The following is a 15,117-nucleotide window of genomic DNA, read 5'->3' as shown; positions in this document are numbered from 1 at the left end:
AGTGCACCTCGCCGAAGCTGGCTCGGCGCCAGCGCTGGGAATCACGGGCATCGTGGTTGGTCTGTGGGCGGCGGCGATGCTCGGCACCACTGCACGACCGGTGCTGTCTGACACAGTCCAAGACTCGTCACACTGCGCCTGCCACGACCTTGACCGCCTTCGTCGGGGCCACCTAGTGCTGGTTGCTTATGTCAACTTCATCCGGCCCCACGATGACGGCCTGACCTGGACCCAGTTGGCGCGAAAGCGGGCGCCGACGAGGTCTACGCCTTCAGCCGACGTCAGCCCCAAACCGCTGCTCTAGACGGTATGGGTGACCCCGATCTGGGGTGAAGCTCTGGCAGGCCGGGGCCTCGCCGCGTAACGATTCGTGGGTTGCCGGACAGGGGCGGCCTGTCTGGCCTTTCCGACATACGTGGGAGGCCTCGGTTGTTTACCGAGCGTACGAGTGTCGGCCTGGACGTGCATGCCCGCAGCGTCGTGGCGCATGCCATGGACGTTCAGACCGGAGAAATCTTCAAGGCCAGACTCTGCCCCGATCCTGTGGAAGTGACGGCCTGGATCAAGACCCTGCCCGGTCCGTCCGCAGCGATCTATGAGGCTGGCCCGACCGGTTACGGTCTGGCCCGAACCCTGCTGGGGAACGACATCAGGACGGTCGTCGCGGCCCCGTCCAAGCTCCAGAAGCCTTCCGGGGCTCGGGTGAAGACTGATGCGATCGACGCCGAACACCTGTCGACGCTGTTGCGGCTGGACGCGTTCACTGCGGTCACGGTTCCTGATGAGCTGACCGAGGCTGCTCGTGACCTGGTGAGGGCCCGTGAGGACTGCCGCAGTGATCTGATGCGGGCCAGGCATCGCCTCTCGAAGCTCCTGCTGCGTCACGGGATCGTCTACTCTGGCGGGCAGGCCTGGGTCGGATCCCATGACGCGTGGCTGCGACGGCAACGCTTCGACTCACCCCTGGTCCAGGCCGCCTTCGACGAGGCCTACGACAGCGTGATCACGATCACGGCGCGCCGTGATCGTCTCGATGAACGCATCACCACCATGGCTGGTGACAGCCAGTACACCGATGTCGTCCGCAGGCTCGGCTGTCTGCGAGGGATCTCGACGCTGACGGGGTTCGGGTTGGCGGTCGAGATCGGCGACTGGGCCAGGTTCACCGGCAACTCGATCGGCTCCTACCTGGGGCTCGTCCCGTCGGAGAACTCGTCGGGCCAGTCCCGCTCACAAGGGCCGATCACGAAAACCGGCAACGGTCATGCCCGGCGGCTGCTGGTCGAGGCCGCTTGGCACCACCAGCACCGCTACGTTCCCGGCAAGACGATCCGTGACCGTTGGGACCTCGCCTCCCCGGCTGCCCGGGCCCGCGGTGACCTGGGCAATCGCCGGTTGAACCATCGCTGGAACCAGTTCAAAGCCCGCAAGAAGGCCAACAACGTCGCCAACGCCGCGATCGCCCGCAAGCTCGCGGGCTGGTGCTGGTCGCTGGCCGTCCTCGAGGAATAGCCCCTCGGGGCCCACAAACTTGGCCCAAAGCCAGGTCCGCGAGGGGCGACGCAGCGACCGGAGCGACCCGCGAAACACCTATGAGCAGCCGTCATCAACGATGCCGGCAACGCTCGACGCTAGACAGACGTGACGTTCCGAGCCGAAAGCACCGTCCTGCGGTAACCAACCCGCGAATATCAGACTGACATCGCCGTCGACAGACACGCGAGAGGCGCCACCAAGCATCCAGCCTGGTGGCGCCTGGTCCTGCCCTCTTGACAAGAACCACACCCATATCAGTTGTACTGACCGGACAGGTTGACTAAAGGACTGCGATCCGGGCGTGTGAACAAGGGAGGGCCTCGCTGGTTGAGTGGGACTTGCGACAGAACCACGCCAAGCCAGGAAGGCCCTCTTGTGTCCCACGCTAACGCAGCACTGACCCCGAAACACCGTCTGATCGTCGCCCAGCTCGTGGTCGACAACGGCGTCCCGATCGCTGAGGTCGCCGCCCGCTTCCAGGTCTCGTGGCCCACCCTCAAACGATGGGCCGACCGCTACCGGGCCGGCGAGTCGATGCAGGACCGCTCCTCCTCCCACACACAGCCCGAACAAGACCCGGAAGAAGGTGGACGACGGGTACTTCGACCGCTTCGTCCGCAACGTCTACAAGGTCCTGCTGACCCGCGGACTGTTGGGCGTCACCATTCACAGCACCGATCCGGAAACGCAGGAGTTCTTACGCAGCCTCATCGAGTAGGGGTCTCCGGAGCGGCGCTCACTTCTTGAGCGGAGCGACGCCACGCACTTCGTCGATCGGAAAACGCTTCTCGGCAGCTGTCAGCTTCTCGTGGGCGACGGAAACGAGGTCCAGGTCGAGCGCGTCTGCCAGCCCCATGAGGTAGATGAGCACGTCGGACATCTCCTCGCCAGCCCGATGCTTCCGCTCCGGGTCAGCGAAGACGACGTTGGCTTGATCTGCCGGGACCCACTGGAAGAGCTCTGCCAGCTCTCCCACCTCGCCGACAAGAGCCAGAATCAGCGACTTCGGATCGTTGTACTTGTCCCAGTCGCGCTCCCGACGAAAGTGTCGGTACCGCTCCTGCAACTCTGCGAAATCTTCGGCCATGAGTTCAGGATCACACACGCGTAGGTACGGCCATGGCGCACAACCGCCAGATGTCGGTGTCTGGGTTGAGGACCGACGGCGCAGCCGAGCGTCGCACCAGCCCACCCTCCGCCGGTTTGAGACGGTGAAGACTCCCCCTCACCCCCGAAGGACTTGTGCTCGCGAATGAACATCATCGCGCTCAGCGACGACCACGGACGCAACCTCGTGACGCGCCTCCCACGTCCTGAGCCAGCGTCTCGTAGATTCGCTGCATGAGCACGATCTGGGTGGTTCGCAACGACGCGCTGGGTGACGAACTATTCGAAGGAGGCTTCATCTCCATCGGGTGGGACTGCGTCGGCGACATGCAACAGATCGGTCCAGACATGGCCAGGATCACAGCCTTGCTCGAACATGGCTACCCGAACGCCAAGCGCGGGGCCTTCCCTGTGTGGGCGGGAATTCTGAAGCGTTTCGCCTTCGAGATGGAGATCGGCGACGTGGTCGTCTATCCCGTGAAGGAGACCGGCACACTGAACTTCGGACGGGTCACTGGTGGTTATTTCCACGAGCCCACCGGGACCGAACATCACCATCGCCGCCCCGTGGAGTGGCTCATGCGCGACGTCCCACGCCTCGATTTTCCCCAAGAGGTGCTCAACGGGATCAACGTACCGCTGACCCTGTTCAAGGTGGCCCAGGGCGCCAAGGCCTTCCTTGACTTCCTGCACTTGCCCGCCACCGCCCCAACCCATCCCGGAGTTCCCGTCGACGACACGGAGGAGGCTGTCAGCCAGTCCATTGACGCGGAACAGGTCCGCCAGCACACGGTCGACTTCGTGGCGCGCGTACTGCTGAATGAGATCTCACACCACGCCTTCGAGGAATTCACCGCCGACCTTCTGCGGACGCTCGGCTACCAGGCTCGAGGCACGCCGTACAGCGCGGACGGTGGCGTGGACGTCATTGCCCACAAGGACGCGCTGGGACTCGAAACTCCATTGATCAAGGTGCAATGCAAGCACACCGTCGCCACCCAGAGCAGGCCCGACGTGCAGCGCTTGCTCGGCACCCTCTCGCCCACCGGCAATGAGGTGGGGCTGTTCGTCACCCTGGGCGCCTACAGCAAGGACGCCGTTGCCCTTGAGCGGGAACGCCACAATCTGCGTCTGCTCACAGGCCCAGACATCGTCGCGCTGACCTTGGAGAACTACGCCGCGCTGCCGGTGCGCTGGCGCGACCTCTTGCCGCTGCGCCCAGTCTTCGTCGTCGAGCGCGCTGCGGAGAACCAGTGACCGCAACCAGTGTCTTGATGTCGAGCACCCAAAGCCGACTGAAGATCACCTGCCCTCCGCACGTGTTGCTCCGCACAGGACCGGGGCCACTGAAAGGGTCGATGGCGACCCCTCACCCCCGGAGGAAGCATGCCCCCGAATGACCTCGTCGCACTGAGTGACGACCACGGAATCCTGCTGCTCGGAGACCCCGCGGAGATCGACAGATCCCTTGCGGAGCAAGGTCTGGTGGCAAAAGTAGTCAGCCCGCGCAATGTCGCAATCGCGGGAGCCGTCGCACAGGGAATCGGCGAGGTGCTGGCCAGTTCTGGCCGCTATGTGAAGCTCACCCCGGAGTCAGCTGCCGCGGTGAAGGCGGCCGGCGGATTCACCAGCACGGCGGCGGGACATTTCAGCGGTGTGCTGCGCAATGCCGACGGGACGATCGTGAAGCACCTCGCCTTCCAGACTCCCGGAAAGGCAGCCCTCGCCACGCCGGCTGCCCCCGTCGCCCTGGGCGCGATGATGACCCAGCTGGCCATCGAACAGGCGATCAGTGAGGTCACCGACTACCTCGCAACGATTGACGCCAAGCTCGACAAAGTGCTGGAGCACCAACAGGACGTCGAGTGGGCGAACCTGCGGGGCGTCGAGCTGCTCCTCAAGGATGCCGAGAGCATGCGTGACAAACTGGGCAGCCTCCCGTCGACCACGTGGGCGCAGATCCAGGGGACCGCGCAGACCTTGGCCACCTGCCAAGCCATGGCGCTGAAGAAGCTCGATCGACTGCGGCAAGAGGTGACCAGCGCACGCGGGCTGGGCGACACCGAAAAGGCCACAGAGGCGGTCCAGCACGACGTCGAACTGTGGCTCGGCGTACTGGCAACCGCGGCGAACCTGCAGGACCGCATCGCCGTGCTGGAGCTGGATCGCGTCGCCGCCGAGAACCCGGAACAGCTGGAGGCCCACGAGCGGGCGCTGCGCGAGACCCGCACCGAGCGTCTGGCCCGCCTCGACGCGGCCGTCGAAGCCCTGGCCGCACAGATGCGCGCAGCCGCACTCAAGGCCAATGCCAGCAAGGTGCTGCGACCCCGATTGGCGGCCAAGATCCACGATCAACACGACGATGTGCGGCAGAAGTCCCTCGCCTTCGCTGAAGCCCTCGAACTCGACTGCAGCACCTCGGACGCCCTCGAGGAAGTGACGTGGACCAAGGCCGTGAGTCAGCTCGTCGAGCAGCAGGCACGCAAGGCCAAGGAGAACGCCGCCGAGGCCGCCAGCACTGTGCGGGAGGTCTCGGAACGAGCCACCGACAAGGTCAAGGAAGCGGGTGAGCAGATCGTCGACAAGAAGGACGAGCTGATCCTGCGCAAGGCTGCGGCCATCCTCGACAAGGAGCGCGAGGCTTCCACCGATTCTGATCTGGAAACGAAGCAGTAGGAGCGACTCTCATGGAAATGGCCCCCATCGCCGCATGGACCCTCGTCGACGAATGCCCCATCCCCAATGACATCGCCCCGCTCATGGTGGGAGACGAACGTCCGGTGGCGGCATACAAGACCTTCCGCGACTCCGCGGTCTTCACCACCAAGCGCCTCATCGTGCGCGACTCCCAGGGCATCACCGGCAAGAAGGTGGAGATGTATTCCCTTCCCTACAGCTCCATCAACATGTGGTCGACGGAGAACGCTGGCACCCTCGACTTCAATGCCGAGGTGGAGCTGTGGACCCGCGCCGGCCACATCAAGATCAAGCTCGGCAAGGGCGTCGACGTGCGCAAGATCGACAACCTGATCGGCTGGGCGGTCCTCAACGGATAGCCGCCCACAGGGGCAAGGTCAACCGCCCGTCGGCAGCCTCCACGTCGCGCGCGGATCCTTGGCGGACTTGCCCTCCCAGACCACCTCGCCAACCTCCTGCAGTGCCTTGAGCGCCCGGATCGTCGCGGGCCGCTGCCGCCCGATGCCCGCGGCGATCTCACCCGTGCCCAGTGGGCGACCAGCGGCTCGCAGTACCTCCAGGACGCCGTGGGCACCCCCGGGCAACCGCGCCTCGGTTTCCGCGTCCAGCCGCGGCGTGCTCAGCAGCGTGAGCCGCACGCTGCCCGACGTCTGCTTGTAGATCGGATCGGCCAGGCCCCGGATCCGCATCTCGTCGAAGATGCGGATGATGCCCTCGCCCTTCTCCTGGGTGATGCCCAGGTCGTTGCACACCCGCGCGATCCGCGGATTCCGGGCATAGCGGGCAATCTCCAGCGGACGCTCCGGGTCGACGATGCCGGGGAAACGCCCGGGGCTCTCGATCTCGACGCGATCCGGGTACAGGTGCACCCTGATGTGGTCGCCGGCCATGCTGTACGACCGGTGCACGACGGCGTTCACCAGACCTTCCAGCCAAGCGTCGCGGGGCACGACGTCCACCGGCCCGAACTTCCCGTCCTCTCGGAGCGCCCGACGCCGCGGCATCCACTCCTCGACCAGCGCCGCAGCCTGCTCAATGACCTGGGGAATCGGCCCCTCGATGCGCCGATCGCCATCGTCGGCCAGGCTCTGGCGTCCACCCGTCCCAGCATGGGCTGACAGATAGCGCAGCACGCGCACATGGGCATGCGGCATGAGCTCCTGCGGGCGGGGCGCAAGCAGCAGGTAAGCCGCGATGGTCACCTCCCCGCGCAGGTCGAGCAGGCTGCGCGCGGCCAGCACGCGCTCGTCGTCGCCTTGGGCGCCAATGGCTTTTCGCAGCCCGTCCACCAAGCCAGAATCAAGCGAAGAGGTCGTGATCCCTGGCATGGGACGGGCCTCGTACTCAGCCGCGCCACGGTCGTAGAGCAGTTCCTCGCGCTGAGCAGCGGAGAGCTTCATGGTGGAGTCGCCAACACGCAGGTAGCAGTGCCCCGACGTACTCTCATGCACGGTTCGACCAGGGGATACGTCGGCCAGCAGGACGACCTTCCCATCGTCGACCGGAAGCTCAGCGAACCTCACCAGCGGCGGCGGAGCGCAGTGGGTCTGGGGCACCCGGCGCAGTTCGTTGACGTGCCGGGCGTCGGCCGACAGATCCTCGACGGCGCCATCGCTGATGCCGACAACAACCAAGCCGCCTTCGGCATTGGCCATGCCGATGATCGACTTCGCGAAGACGTCAGCCGTGACTCGCGCAGACTTGCGCTCGAACCACTGGTCTTCCGGCGTGGTCGCCAGCAGGGACTGCCGTTCAGCTGGATCCATCGACAGGAGTTTGGTCTTGTCGAGCTGCATCTACTCTCACCTACTCTAATAGAGTTAGAGTTAGAGTAGTTCAAGTCCTGGAGCCACAGGAAGATGACTTCACCGAACATCTACACTCACCCCTGAAACAGGTCGGCGCCGACGCGCCCGCCGGGCATGGGCTTCCGGGGAAGAGGTCGGGATCATCGAAGCCGCCCGGCCCGCCAGGACCAGTGACCAGGAGGCCGCCATGTCCACCACGATTGACATCTATCCCCTGAGTGACCACCTGCCGCTCGTGGAACAGACACGTGCCAGAACTCAGCAACTCTTCCAAGAACTGCTGGACCGGCACGACGTTCCGTCAGTCATCGAGGTGAGGGCCTTCCATCCAAACACCGATCCGGTCGAGGAGATCGCGCTTGGCACCCGCTGGGCGCCAGGTTTGGAAGTCGGATTCGCCTACTGGCTCAACGGCGTGTGGGACTCTTCCTCTTGGCCCACTTGCGAGTCGCTCTCAGGCGATGAGGAGTATGGCAATGAGCTGAAGCAGCGGCTCAACCCAGAACAGGTCGCCAAGCTCAACTCGGCACGCCACTGCTGGTTCGAGTACCGCAGTTTGGGCAGCTCAGCCATTGCCTCCACTGGTTATGGCCTCGCAGCGATCGCCCTGGCGGAAGCAGTCGATGGGCGCTTGGTCTCCTGGGACTGCGCGTACGAAGACGCGATGCACGATGGGGATACGGCAGCAGAATTCCTGAACTACTGGGGCGAGTACCGGCTCTCCGCTTACGGGACCAGTGCCTTCCTGAAGAACCGGAGGGATACCGCGCAGGATCATGTGGACTGAACGCGAAGCCGCGGATCTGCCTGCGGCAGAGTTTCGTCGCGCCAAGGCCGACAGCCTGATCGGCTGGGCGGTCCTCAACGGCTAACGGCCCCAGACGCCTGTGCGGCCCCACCTGATGAGGGTGGGGCCGCACAGGCTGTTCCGCAAGGGTCAGCGTCCGACCCGCTCAACAGGCTCGAAGCCAGCCGGGGACTTGCCCGTCCACTTGTGGAGCTCCAGGGTGCCGGCCTCCTTCTTCTTGCCCGAGGACAGGTCGTCGAAGTCCTTCACCACGTAGAAGTAGCCATTGCCGATCGGCTCGATGCCCACATCTGCCTTGAACTCGAATCCGCGGATGCCACTCGGGTGACGCAGACCCTTCTTGGACAGCGGGATCGACATTCCGTACTCGAGCGGCTCCTGGCCAACCAGCTTCTTCAAGCGCGGCTTCGCGTTGCCGTCGACGACGTAGAGCAGACGGTTGGGGAACTCCGGCTTGGTGCCGCGGTAGACACCCATGAACCACTGGTGGGTCGCTGCGTCATAAGTGAGGTTCTGCACGCCATAGGTGGTGTTTCCCGTGCGCACGAAGTACTTTCCGCCCACGCGCTTGGGGCCCGAGCGGTGTGGGTCGGTCTGGGTGAGGGGCTTCTCGTACTTGGCCCAGTCGGAGATGTCGTACTGCAGTAGCACCTGCTCGTCGTTGTCGGTGCGCTCCACGTTCTTGTAGATGCCGTAGGCCACCGAGAGCATCTGCTTGCCGCCCTTCCTTCCGAAGGCCGGGCCGAAGGAGACGCCGTCGATGCCGCTGCAGCCGTAGCGGTGGTCGGCGGTGTCGGCAACGTCGCCGTCGAAGGTGCCGTTGCCGTCCATGTCTGCGGTGAAGTCCTTGACCACCTCGGACAGGTGCACGGTAGAGACCACACCGGACTTCTCGGCATCCATGCCCACCTCGGTCATCTTGTCGACGTCGATGATGGCGATGTAGAAGGCCTTGGCGGACTTGTACTCCAGTGATCCGTAGACGCGGCCGTCGACCTCATTGAAGTCGAGGTCTCCCAAGTGGCCGGTGAAGCCGGACACTGTGGAGATGACATTGCCCTTCAGATCGGTCTTGACCAGCATCTGGGTGAAGGAGTGGTAGACGAAGCCGCGCTTCTTGTCGATGGCGATGCCCTGGATGTGGCTGGTGTCCCAAGACCCGGATTCGATGGTCTTTGGGAAGTCCTTCAACTGGGTCTTGGAAGGCTTACGTGGCTGGTCGTGACCCTGCGTAGGTGCTGCGAGAGCAGGAGTGGCGACGAGAGCCACTGCTGCAGTGGTGGCGAGGGCGGTACGGAGGCTCAGCATAGGGGCTCCTTGTGTGAAGGGGTGGGGTCCAGCCATCCCATCAACGGCCCCGGACAGGTGGGCCAACACAACATCACGACCACGGAAACTCCCGGTGACCTAGCCTCGTGCCAGCTCGAACTCCTCCGCCGTCGCATATGACGTCTGGGTCCCCCGTCGGGTCACCGAGTCCGCGGCGTAGGCATTGGCCAGGCGCAATGCCTCCAAGGGGTCCTTCCCGCTGACCAGTGCGTGGCTGAAGCAGCCGATGAAGGCGTCACCGGCGCCCGTCGTGTCAACAGCCTGCACCGAGACCGGCTCCACCAGGTGCTTCTCCTCCGCAGACAGCCACAGCACGCCGCGCTCACCCAGCGTGACCACCACATTGCGCATCCCCTTGCCCACCAAGGAACGAGCGGCGGCCTCCACTTCGTCGAGAGTGGTGGTGGGCAGCCCGGTGAGCAGGGCCAGCTCCGATTCGTTGGGCATGAACCAGTCGACCGTCGCGATCCGGGCGTAGTCCAGCTCGGGCGTGGCCGGCGCCGGGTTGAGCAGCACGGGAATGCCGAGATCCTGCCCGGTCTGGATGGCGTGGTAGACGGTCTCCAGCGGCACCTCGAGCTGCAGGACGATCAACCGACACCGGGAAGTCTCATCGCGCGCCGCGTCGATGTCGGCCGGGGTGAGCAGGTCGTTGGCGCCCTTGACGATGACGATGGAGTTGCGCCCCTGCTCGTCGACGAAGATCGGGGCGACACCAGACGCGCCCGGAGTGGTGAGCACGAAGCTGGTGTCGATCCCGTTCGCCTCGAAGTTGCGCATGGTGTTCTGCGCGAACAGGTCGTCGCCCACCCGGGTGAGCATCAGCACGTGCGAACCCAACCGGCTGGCGGCAATGGCCTGGTTGGCGCCCTTGCCACCGCAGCCCATCTGGAAGTCCTGCCCCGCAAGGGTCTCCCCCAACTGGGGCATCCGGCTGGTGTAGGTGATCAGGTCCACCATGTTCGATCCGATGACGGCAATGTCCATGAGTTCAGCCTGCCACGGACAGACGAGTGCCCCGCAGGCATCCCTGCGGGGCACTGCTCACTTGGAGGTTCGGTTCATCCCTTCTAGGAGATCCAAGTTGCGACCTCGTCGAAGTCGGCGGGCTGGTAGCGCAGCCCGGAGAACTGCAGGTCGGGATTGTCATGGCGGATCGCCAGCCATCCCTCGGTGCAGTCCCCCACAGCAAGCTGACGCTCCTGATAGGGCGGGGTCCAGCCCTTGTCGGCAGGGAAGTCGTCCAGCGGATACCAGGAGGTCTCCTTGCTGCCCTCTCCGTCACGAACCAAGACAGACCACGGATCGGCGCTGACGCGTGTGGTGCCGTCAGGGTTGGCATCCGGATGGGCGCGGGTGTAGCAGACCCGCACCTTCCAGCCGTGGCTCACCGAGTCCTGTCCGAACTGGGATTTCAACATGGTGACGTCAAAGTGCTTCATCTTGGCGGTCTCCCCGGGGGCCAGGCCGAGCGTCTTGCCGGGCGCCTGAGCCGATCCCGAGGGCGACGCGGAGTCACTCGCCGCCTGCTGGCCCTGCTGGGCCTGGTCATCGGAAGTCTGGGTTTCGGAAGTCTGGGTCTCGGGCGCCTGGCTGGGCGCGTCGGACTGGGTCGGTTCTCCCTCCTGGGAGGCTGCTGCAGCGACTGCCGTGGCTTGTGGTGCGGCTGCTGCGGTCGTCGATGCGGACGGTGATGTGGGGTCTGCGTTGGTTCCACAGCCAGTTGTGGCCAACGCCAGCACCGCTGTTACAAGGCTCCACCTCTTCAAGGTCTGCATGGCCCCACCCTGCACAGACCGTCGGCGCCATGTCCATGGGTCCAGCGAGATTAAAAATTCATCAAAACAAGGAGAGGGTCCCCCAGACAAGGCGAGCTAGATTGCGCTTTTCCTGCCATCACAGGGCTGTGGCCCGCCCAGCTCCAGGCGGCCCACAGCCCTCTCCAGCGACTTTTCTCAGCTCCAATTCTCGAGGAGGTACTTCTCGGCCTCGGCGCTCCAGATGTTGTCATTCGCCTCGCAGATATCGGCCAGTCCGGCAAATCGAGGGTCCTCGGCGCTCCTTGCGCGGAAATCCTGGATCGCCGTCAGCGGCATCCTGACAAAGGGGTAGAACATCTTCTTGCCACCGGGGATCTCCGGAAAACGTTCCAGCGTGGGGCCGACGGCATCCAGACCACCCACATGCGAGATCATCATCGACGGATTGAGGGTGCCCTCGGCCGCCATCTTCAAGGCCTCTTCCATGTCGCTGCGCGAACCACCAGAAGTACCGACCACATGGTGGATCTCGTAGTGCACGTCGTAGAAGTTGAACATGGCGGAGAAGTTCTTGTCAGTGGGCCCAGCAAAGAAATTCAAGCAACCGTCGAAGCCCATGATCGCCTGAGCCGTCTCCACCAGCTCGCGATTGACGGCAAAGACGAAGACATCGTCGAAGCCCTTGTCGTCAGGGGTCTCAGCACGCAGAGTGGCCTCGACATCCTCACACTCCGCGGTGTTGATGTAGACCAGACGACGTCCAGTTCCCTCCAACAGAGACGGCGGCAGCAGCTGCTCCGCCCGAGCCAAGCGATCGGCATCAATGTCGGTGACGACGATGGTGCGTGGCTTGTACGGGCCGTTGAGGGCGTACTGGATTGCGCCCAGCCCCATCGGGCCACCGCAGCCCAGCAGGGCCAGGTCGCCACCGGGCTCGATCCCCATCCGGTGCTCATAGACGAACTGAGTGGTGTGGAAATTGGAGTGAAAGGCTCCGATGATGCACATCATGGGCTCTGCCAGACTGGCATTGGCCATGTAGTCCGACCCGTACGGCAGGATGCACCCCATGTCGATCGCAAAGTCGGGAACGATCGTGTAGGTGGCGTCACCCCCGTAGTAGGGATAGCTGTACCCCGGCGAATAGCCCGTGGGAAGCCCCATGGCCGGCTGGATCATGACCGGCTGTCCCACCTCATACTGGCCAGCCAACTCGCTGCCGACCTGGGCGATGGTGCCGCAGAATTCGTGCCCAGTCATCACCGGATTCTCTGCCACGTCGTCCGGCACCCGCTTGTGTTCAGGACCCAGACTGTAGGCCTTGTAGGTGGAATAGCACATGCCGCTGGCAGCCACCTTGAGCAAAACCTCGCGAGGGCCGATCTCGGGAAGCTCCTTCGAGATCATTTCCCACTGGGCAGGGCCCGTGATGTGAACGGCTTCGGTCTTCATGAACGTGCCTCCTGCGCACTGGAGATTCGGTCGTAGAGAGAATCGATGTTGGGGTCGGACAGGAAGTTCTCGATGGTGATGACTTCCACGCCATCGCCCACGGTCATCCGAGCACGGTCCCCCAAGTTCTTGTGAGTGACCACCACATCCGCATCAGTAGGGATCTTCTCGATGGCGGTATTGCTCACTTCGACGGACAGGTCGGCTTGCTGCACCTTCTTGCGGAAGAGGCTGGCTCCCATGGTGGAGCTGCCCATTCCCGCGTCACAGGCGAAGACAACCTTGGAGATGCCCTGAGCTACAGCGACGGGCGCGGCAGATGCTCCAGCCAGCAGGTCCTTGCCTTCCTGCTTCATCGCTGCCGAGCGCGCCTTGGCCTCCTCGAGAGCAGCGCCACCCTTGGCGGCATCCTTACGAGCCGACGCCTTGAGCAGGGCCGCATTGACCAGGAAGGAAACCAGAGTGGCCACCACCACGTCGAGGATGATGCCGGTGAAGTTCCCCTTGGGAGTGAGCATCAGATAGGCAAAGATCGAGCCCGGCGAGGGGCCTGCCACCAAGCCAGCATTCATCACCTGGGCCGTGGCAATGCCGGAGGCCGCACCCGCCATCATGCCGATGATCGTGATGGGCTTGGCAAGCACATAGGGGAAGTAGATCTCGTGGATGCCACCAAGGAAGTGGATGATGATGGCGCCTGGCGCTGTCTCACGCATGACCTTGTTGCCGCTGAAGAACCAGTAGGCCAGCAGAAGCCCCAGACCGGGGCCGGGATTGGAAGCCAAGACGAAGAAGATGGACTTGCCAGCTTCGACCGTCTCCTGCATGCCCAGCGGGTAGTAGATCCCTTGGTCAATCACGTTGTTGAGGAAGAGCACCTTGGCCGGCTCATTGAGGATCGCCACCAGCGGCAGGATGCCGGTGTCAACCAGCGCATTGACCACGGCGGTCAGACCGTTGTTGAGCGACTCCACCATTGGGCCGACACCCTTGTACGAGGCCAGGCACAGCAGGAAACCGATGATGCCGAGGGCAAAGTTGTTCACCACCATCTCGAAGCCGGGACGGATCCGGTGCTGGATGGCGTTGTCCCACTTCTTGAGGATCCAGGCGCTCAGCGGGCCCATGATCATGGCCCCCAGGAACATCGGGATCTCGGCACCGACCATCAAGCCGATGGCGCCCACGACTCCGATCACACCACCGCGCTTGCCGTGCACCAGCTCGCCGCCGGTGTAGGCCAGCAGGATGGGCAGCATGTAGGTGATCAGGGGGCCGACGAGCTGGCCGAGATCCTCATTGGGGATCCAGCCGGTCGGGATGAACAGGGCGGTGATGAGCCCCCAGGCGATGAAGGCGCCCATGTTGGGGATGACCATTGCGGTGAGGAATCCACCGAAGGCCTGCATCCGTGCGCGGGCGGACGTCCTTGTCGCCGGCGCCGTGGTTGCTGTCATGACAGTTCGCTTTCGATCAGTGACCCGTCGGCCTGCATGGCGAGCAGCAGGTCTACGTTGGCCAGGTTGGATTGAGTGAGGACGCGGCGCACATTCGGGCCGTCGCTTCGTTCGAAGAAGGCCTCCGCCTCCCCCTGGGTGAGACCGCCCTGGACCTTGCGGTCCACCAGGCGCTTGCGCAGTACCCCTTCCGGCGCGTCGATGAAGATGACGCGTTCGGCGAGCGGGCGCAGGGCATTCCACCGGGGATCATCGAGCAGCAGCCAGTTGCCCTCCAACAGCACGTGGCTGGCAGCCACCCGCTCGACACCGTCCACGACGTCGTGCAGGGTGCGGTCGTAGACGGGCCAAGCAACGTCACGATGCCGTGACTGCTCGATGTATTGGGCCAGCCGCTCCGCGTCGAAGGTCTCCGGGGCCCCCTTGATGGTGGACAAGGGGGTCTCCTGCCCCACCGCATCGCGGTAGGTGTTGTGCTGCAGGTAGGCCTGGGGAAAGTGGAAACCGTCGAGCCCCAGGCACTGCAGATCTGGTGCCAGCGCCGAACCGATCAACTCGGCCAGGACCGACTTGCCGGCCCCAGGTGGCGCCACGAGGAAGGCCCAGTGGCGTCGACCGTCAGTGGTGGCCTGCATCCACTGGCGCAACATCGGGATGATGAGGTCGTCCAGTGCGTGGTGGTCGTAGACGATCTCCTGCTCAAGACCATTAATGGTGATGCGCATGCTCATCACGGATTCAGGATCTCTTGCACCCGCGCGGCATCCGAGGTGGTGACGAGTTCCTCGAACAGGGCCTCGTCGGCCAGGACCTCGGCCAGGTGCGTGAGCAATTCCAGATGGGCGTTCGAGTCGGATGCAGCAAGCGTGAAGAAGAGACGCGTGGGCTTGCCCTCCTCTCCGAAGGGAACATCCTCCCCGGTGGTGATGAGGCTGAGGCCGGTACCGACGGCGCCCTTCTCGGGGCGCGTGTGGGCCAGCAGCACGCGAGGCGCGATCAGCATGTAGCTGCCGTTCTTCTCGATGCTCTCGAAGATCCCCTCCACATAGTCAGGGGTGGTGATGCCCTTGCGTTCCAGCATGCCCGCGCTGAGTCGCACCAACTCCTGCCAGGGGGCCGTCTCGTGCTGAAGGATCACAGTCGATCCGTCAATCAGGTTCATG

The 15,117-nt window shown here is 64.1% G+C and carries 14 protein-coding genes and 1 pseudogene; 6 read left to right on the top strand and 9 right to left on the bottom strand.

Going from position 1 to position 15,117, the window contains the following annotated elements; genetic code table 11:
* Positions 1 to 462 precede the first annotated feature (462 nt).
* Together ACOAMO_RS05620 and ACOAMO_RS05615 are read left to right on the top strand one after the other, a co-directional pair.
* Positions 463 to 1,512 carry an IS110 family transposase gene (locus ACOAMO_RS05620; protein ID WP_420176974.1) on the top strand — a complete coding sequence of 350 codons (1,050 nt, stop codon included), beginning with the start codon at positions 463 to 465 and terminating at the stop codon, positions 1,510 to 1,512.
* Positions 1,513 to 1,911: 399 nt separating this feature from the next.
* A pseudogene (locus ACOAMO_RS05615) lies at positions 1,912 to 2,125 on the top strand (helix-turn-helix domain-containing protein); the annotation flags it as partial.
* Between the two features lie 147 nt (positions 2,126 to 2,272).
* Here the strand turns inward: ACOAMO_RS05615 and ACOAMO_RS05610 are convergent.
* Positions 2,273 to 2,623: a nucleotide pyrophosphohydrolase gene (locus ACOAMO_RS05610; RefSeq protein WP_420176606.1), complete on the bottom strand. Its 351-nt coding sequence runs from the start codon at positions 2,621 to 2,623 to the stop codon at positions 2,273 to 2,275.
* Between the two features lie 254 nt (positions 2,624 to 2,877).
* Here ACOAMO_RS05610 and ACOAMO_RS05605 point away from each other — a divergent pair, with 254 nt between their 5' ends.
* The 3 genes from ACOAMO_RS05605 (at position 2,878) to ACOAMO_RS05595 (ending at position 5,699) form a co-directional block, all read left to right on the top strand.
* The gene (locus ACOAMO_RS05605) at positions 2,878 to 3,900 is read left to right on the top strand and encodes a restriction endonuclease (protein ID WP_420176605.1); all 1,023 of its coding nucleotides are present in this window, start codon (positions 2,878 to 2,880) and stop codon (positions 3,898 to 3,900) included.
* A gap of 129 nt (positions 3,901 to 4,029) precedes the next feature.
* The gene (locus ACOAMO_RS05600; RefSeq protein ID WP_420176604.1) at positions 4,030 to 5,319 is read left to right on the top strand and encodes a hypothetical protein; all 1,290 of its coding nucleotides are present in this window, start codon (positions 4,030 to 4,032) and stop codon (positions 5,317 to 5,319) included.
* An 11-nt stretch (positions 5,320 to 5,330) separates the two neighbouring features.
* A complete protein-coding gene (locus ACOAMO_RS05595; protein WP_420176603.1) occupies positions 5,331 to 5,699 on the top strand; it encodes a PH domain-containing protein in 369 nt (122 codons plus the stop codon).
* Positions 5,700 to 5,717: 18 nt separating this feature from the next.
* Here ACOAMO_RS05595 and ACOAMO_RS05590 read toward each other — a convergent pair whose 3' ends face one another.
* Entirely contained in the window at positions 5,718 to 7,136 is a 1,419-nt protein-coding gene (locus ACOAMO_RS05590; RefSeq protein WP_420176602.1) for an ATP-binding protein, read from the bottom strand.
* Between the two features lie 199 nt (positions 7,137 to 7,335).
* Between ACOAMO_RS05590 and ACOAMO_RS05585 the strand changes: the two genes are divergently transcribed.
* Positions 7,336 to 7,935: a hypothetical protein gene (locus ACOAMO_RS05585; protein ID WP_420176601.1), complete on the top strand. Its 600-nt coding sequence runs from the start codon at positions 7,336 to 7,338 to the stop codon at positions 7,933 to 7,935.
* Positions 7,936 to 8,085: 150 nt separating this feature from the next.
* Here the strand turns inward: ACOAMO_RS05585 and ACOAMO_RS05580 are convergent, their stop codons facing one another.
* From ACOAMO_RS05580 to ACOAMO_RS05550, 7 genes are all read right to left on the bottom strand, one after another.
* Complete coding sequence (locus ACOAMO_RS05580) at positions 8,086 to 9,147, bottom strand: hypothetical protein (protein ID WP_420176600.1); 1,062 nt, start codon at positions 9,145 to 9,147, stop codon at positions 8,086 to 8,088.
* Positions 9,148 to 9,363: 216 nt separating this feature from the next.
* Positions 9,364 to 10,272, bottom strand: a complete 909-nt coding sequence (rbsK, locus tag ACOAMO_RS05575; RefSeq protein ID WP_420176599.1) for a ribokinase — start codon at positions 10,270 to 10,272, stop codon at positions 9,364 to 9,366.
* Positions 10,273 to 10,355: 83 nt separating this feature from the next.
* Positions 10,356 to 11,063, bottom strand: coding sequence for a hypothetical protein (locus ACOAMO_RS05570; protein WP_420176598.1), 708 nt, complete (start codon positions 11,061 to 11,063; stop codon positions 10,356 to 10,358).
* A gap of 177 nt (positions 11,064 to 11,240) precedes the next feature.
* Complete coding sequence (locus ACOAMO_RS05565) at positions 11,241 to 12,497, bottom strand: alcohol dehydrogenase catalytic domain-containing protein (RefSeq protein WP_420176597.1); 1,257 nt, start codon at positions 12,495 to 12,497, stop codon at positions 11,241 to 11,243.
* Positions 12,494 to 13,954, bottom strand: a complete 1,461-nt coding sequence (locus tag ACOAMO_RS05560; RefSeq protein WP_420176596.1) for a PTS mannitol transporter subunit IICB — start codon at positions 13,952 to 13,954, stop codon at positions 12,494 to 12,496. The genes ACOAMO_RS05565 and ACOAMO_RS05560 overlap by 4 nt, the downstream gene beginning before the upstream one ends.
* Positions 13,951 to 14,685 (bottom strand): hypothetical protein, encoded by a 735-nt coding sequence (locus ACOAMO_RS05555; RefSeq protein ID WP_420176595.1) that lies wholly within the window; start codon positions 14,683 to 14,685, stop codon positions 13,951 to 13,953. Before ACOAMO_RS05555 ends, ACOAMO_RS05560 begins: the two co-directional genes overlap by 4 nt.
* On the bottom strand, positions 14,685 to 15,116 hold the full coding sequence (locus ACOAMO_RS05550; RefSeq protein WP_420176594.1) for a PTS sugar transporter subunit IIA: 432 nt from the start codon (positions 15,114 to 15,116) through the stop codon (positions 14,685 to 14,687). The genes ACOAMO_RS05555 and ACOAMO_RS05550 overlap by 1 nt, the downstream gene beginning before the upstream one ends.
* Position 15,117 lies beyond the last annotated feature (1 nt).

Origin of the sequence: Luteococcus struthionis (assembly GCF_048595755.1) — a bacterium.
In the GTDB taxonomy this organism is placed as follows: Bacteria; Actinomycetota; Actinomycetes; order Propionibacteriales; family Propionibacteriaceae; genus Luteococcus.
Note: the sequence above shows the minus strand (reverse complement) of the source record. Positions and strands in the feature narration are given on the sequence as shown.

Coding starts and splice junctions, on each gene's coding strand:
- rbsK (WP_420176599.1), bottom strand. CDS start 10,272: ATGGACATTGCCGTCATCGGATCGAACATGGTGGACCTGATCACCTAC.
- ACOAMO_RS05585 (WP_420176601.1), top strand. CDS start 7,336: ATGTCCACCACGATTGACATCTATCCCCTGAGTGACCACCTGCCGCTC.
- ACOAMO_RS05550 (WP_420176594.1), bottom strand. CDS start 15,116: ATGAACCTGATTGACGGATCGACTGTGATCCTTCAGCACGAGACGGCC.
- ACOAMO_RS05555 (WP_420176595.1), bottom strand. CDS start 14,685: ATGAGCATGCGCATCACCATTAATGGTCTTGAGCAGGAGATCGTCTAC.
- ACOAMO_RS05600 (WP_420176604.1), top strand. CDS start 4,030: ATGCCCCCGAATGACCTCGTCGCACTGAGTGACGACCACGGAATCCTG.
- ACOAMO_RS05570 (WP_420176598.1), bottom strand. CDS start 11,063: ATGCAGACCTTGAAGAGGTGGAGCCTTGTAACAGCGGTGCTGGCGTTG.
- ACOAMO_RS05595 (WP_420176603.1), top strand. CDS start 5,331: ATGGAAATGGCCCCCATCGCCGCATGGACCCTCGTCGACGAATGCCCC.
- ACOAMO_RS05565 (WP_420176597.1), bottom strand. CDS start 12,497: ATGAAGACCGAAGCCGTTCACATCACGGGCCCTGCCCAGTGGGAAATG.
- ACOAMO_RS05560 (WP_420176596.1), bottom strand. CDS start 13,954: ATGACAGCAACCACGGCGCCGGCGACAAGGACGTCCGCCCGCGCACGG.
- ACOAMO_RS05590 (WP_420176602.1), bottom strand. CDS start 7,136: ATGCAGCTCGACAAGACCAAACTCCTGTCGATGGATCCAGCTGAACGG.
- ACOAMO_RS05610 (WP_420176606.1), bottom strand. CDS start 2,623: ATGGCCGAAGATTTCGCAGAGTTGCAGGAGCGGTACCGACACTTTCGT.
- ACOAMO_RS05605 (WP_420176605.1), top strand. CDS start 2,878: ATGAGCACGATCTGGGTGGTTCGCAACGACGCGCTGGGTGACGAACTA.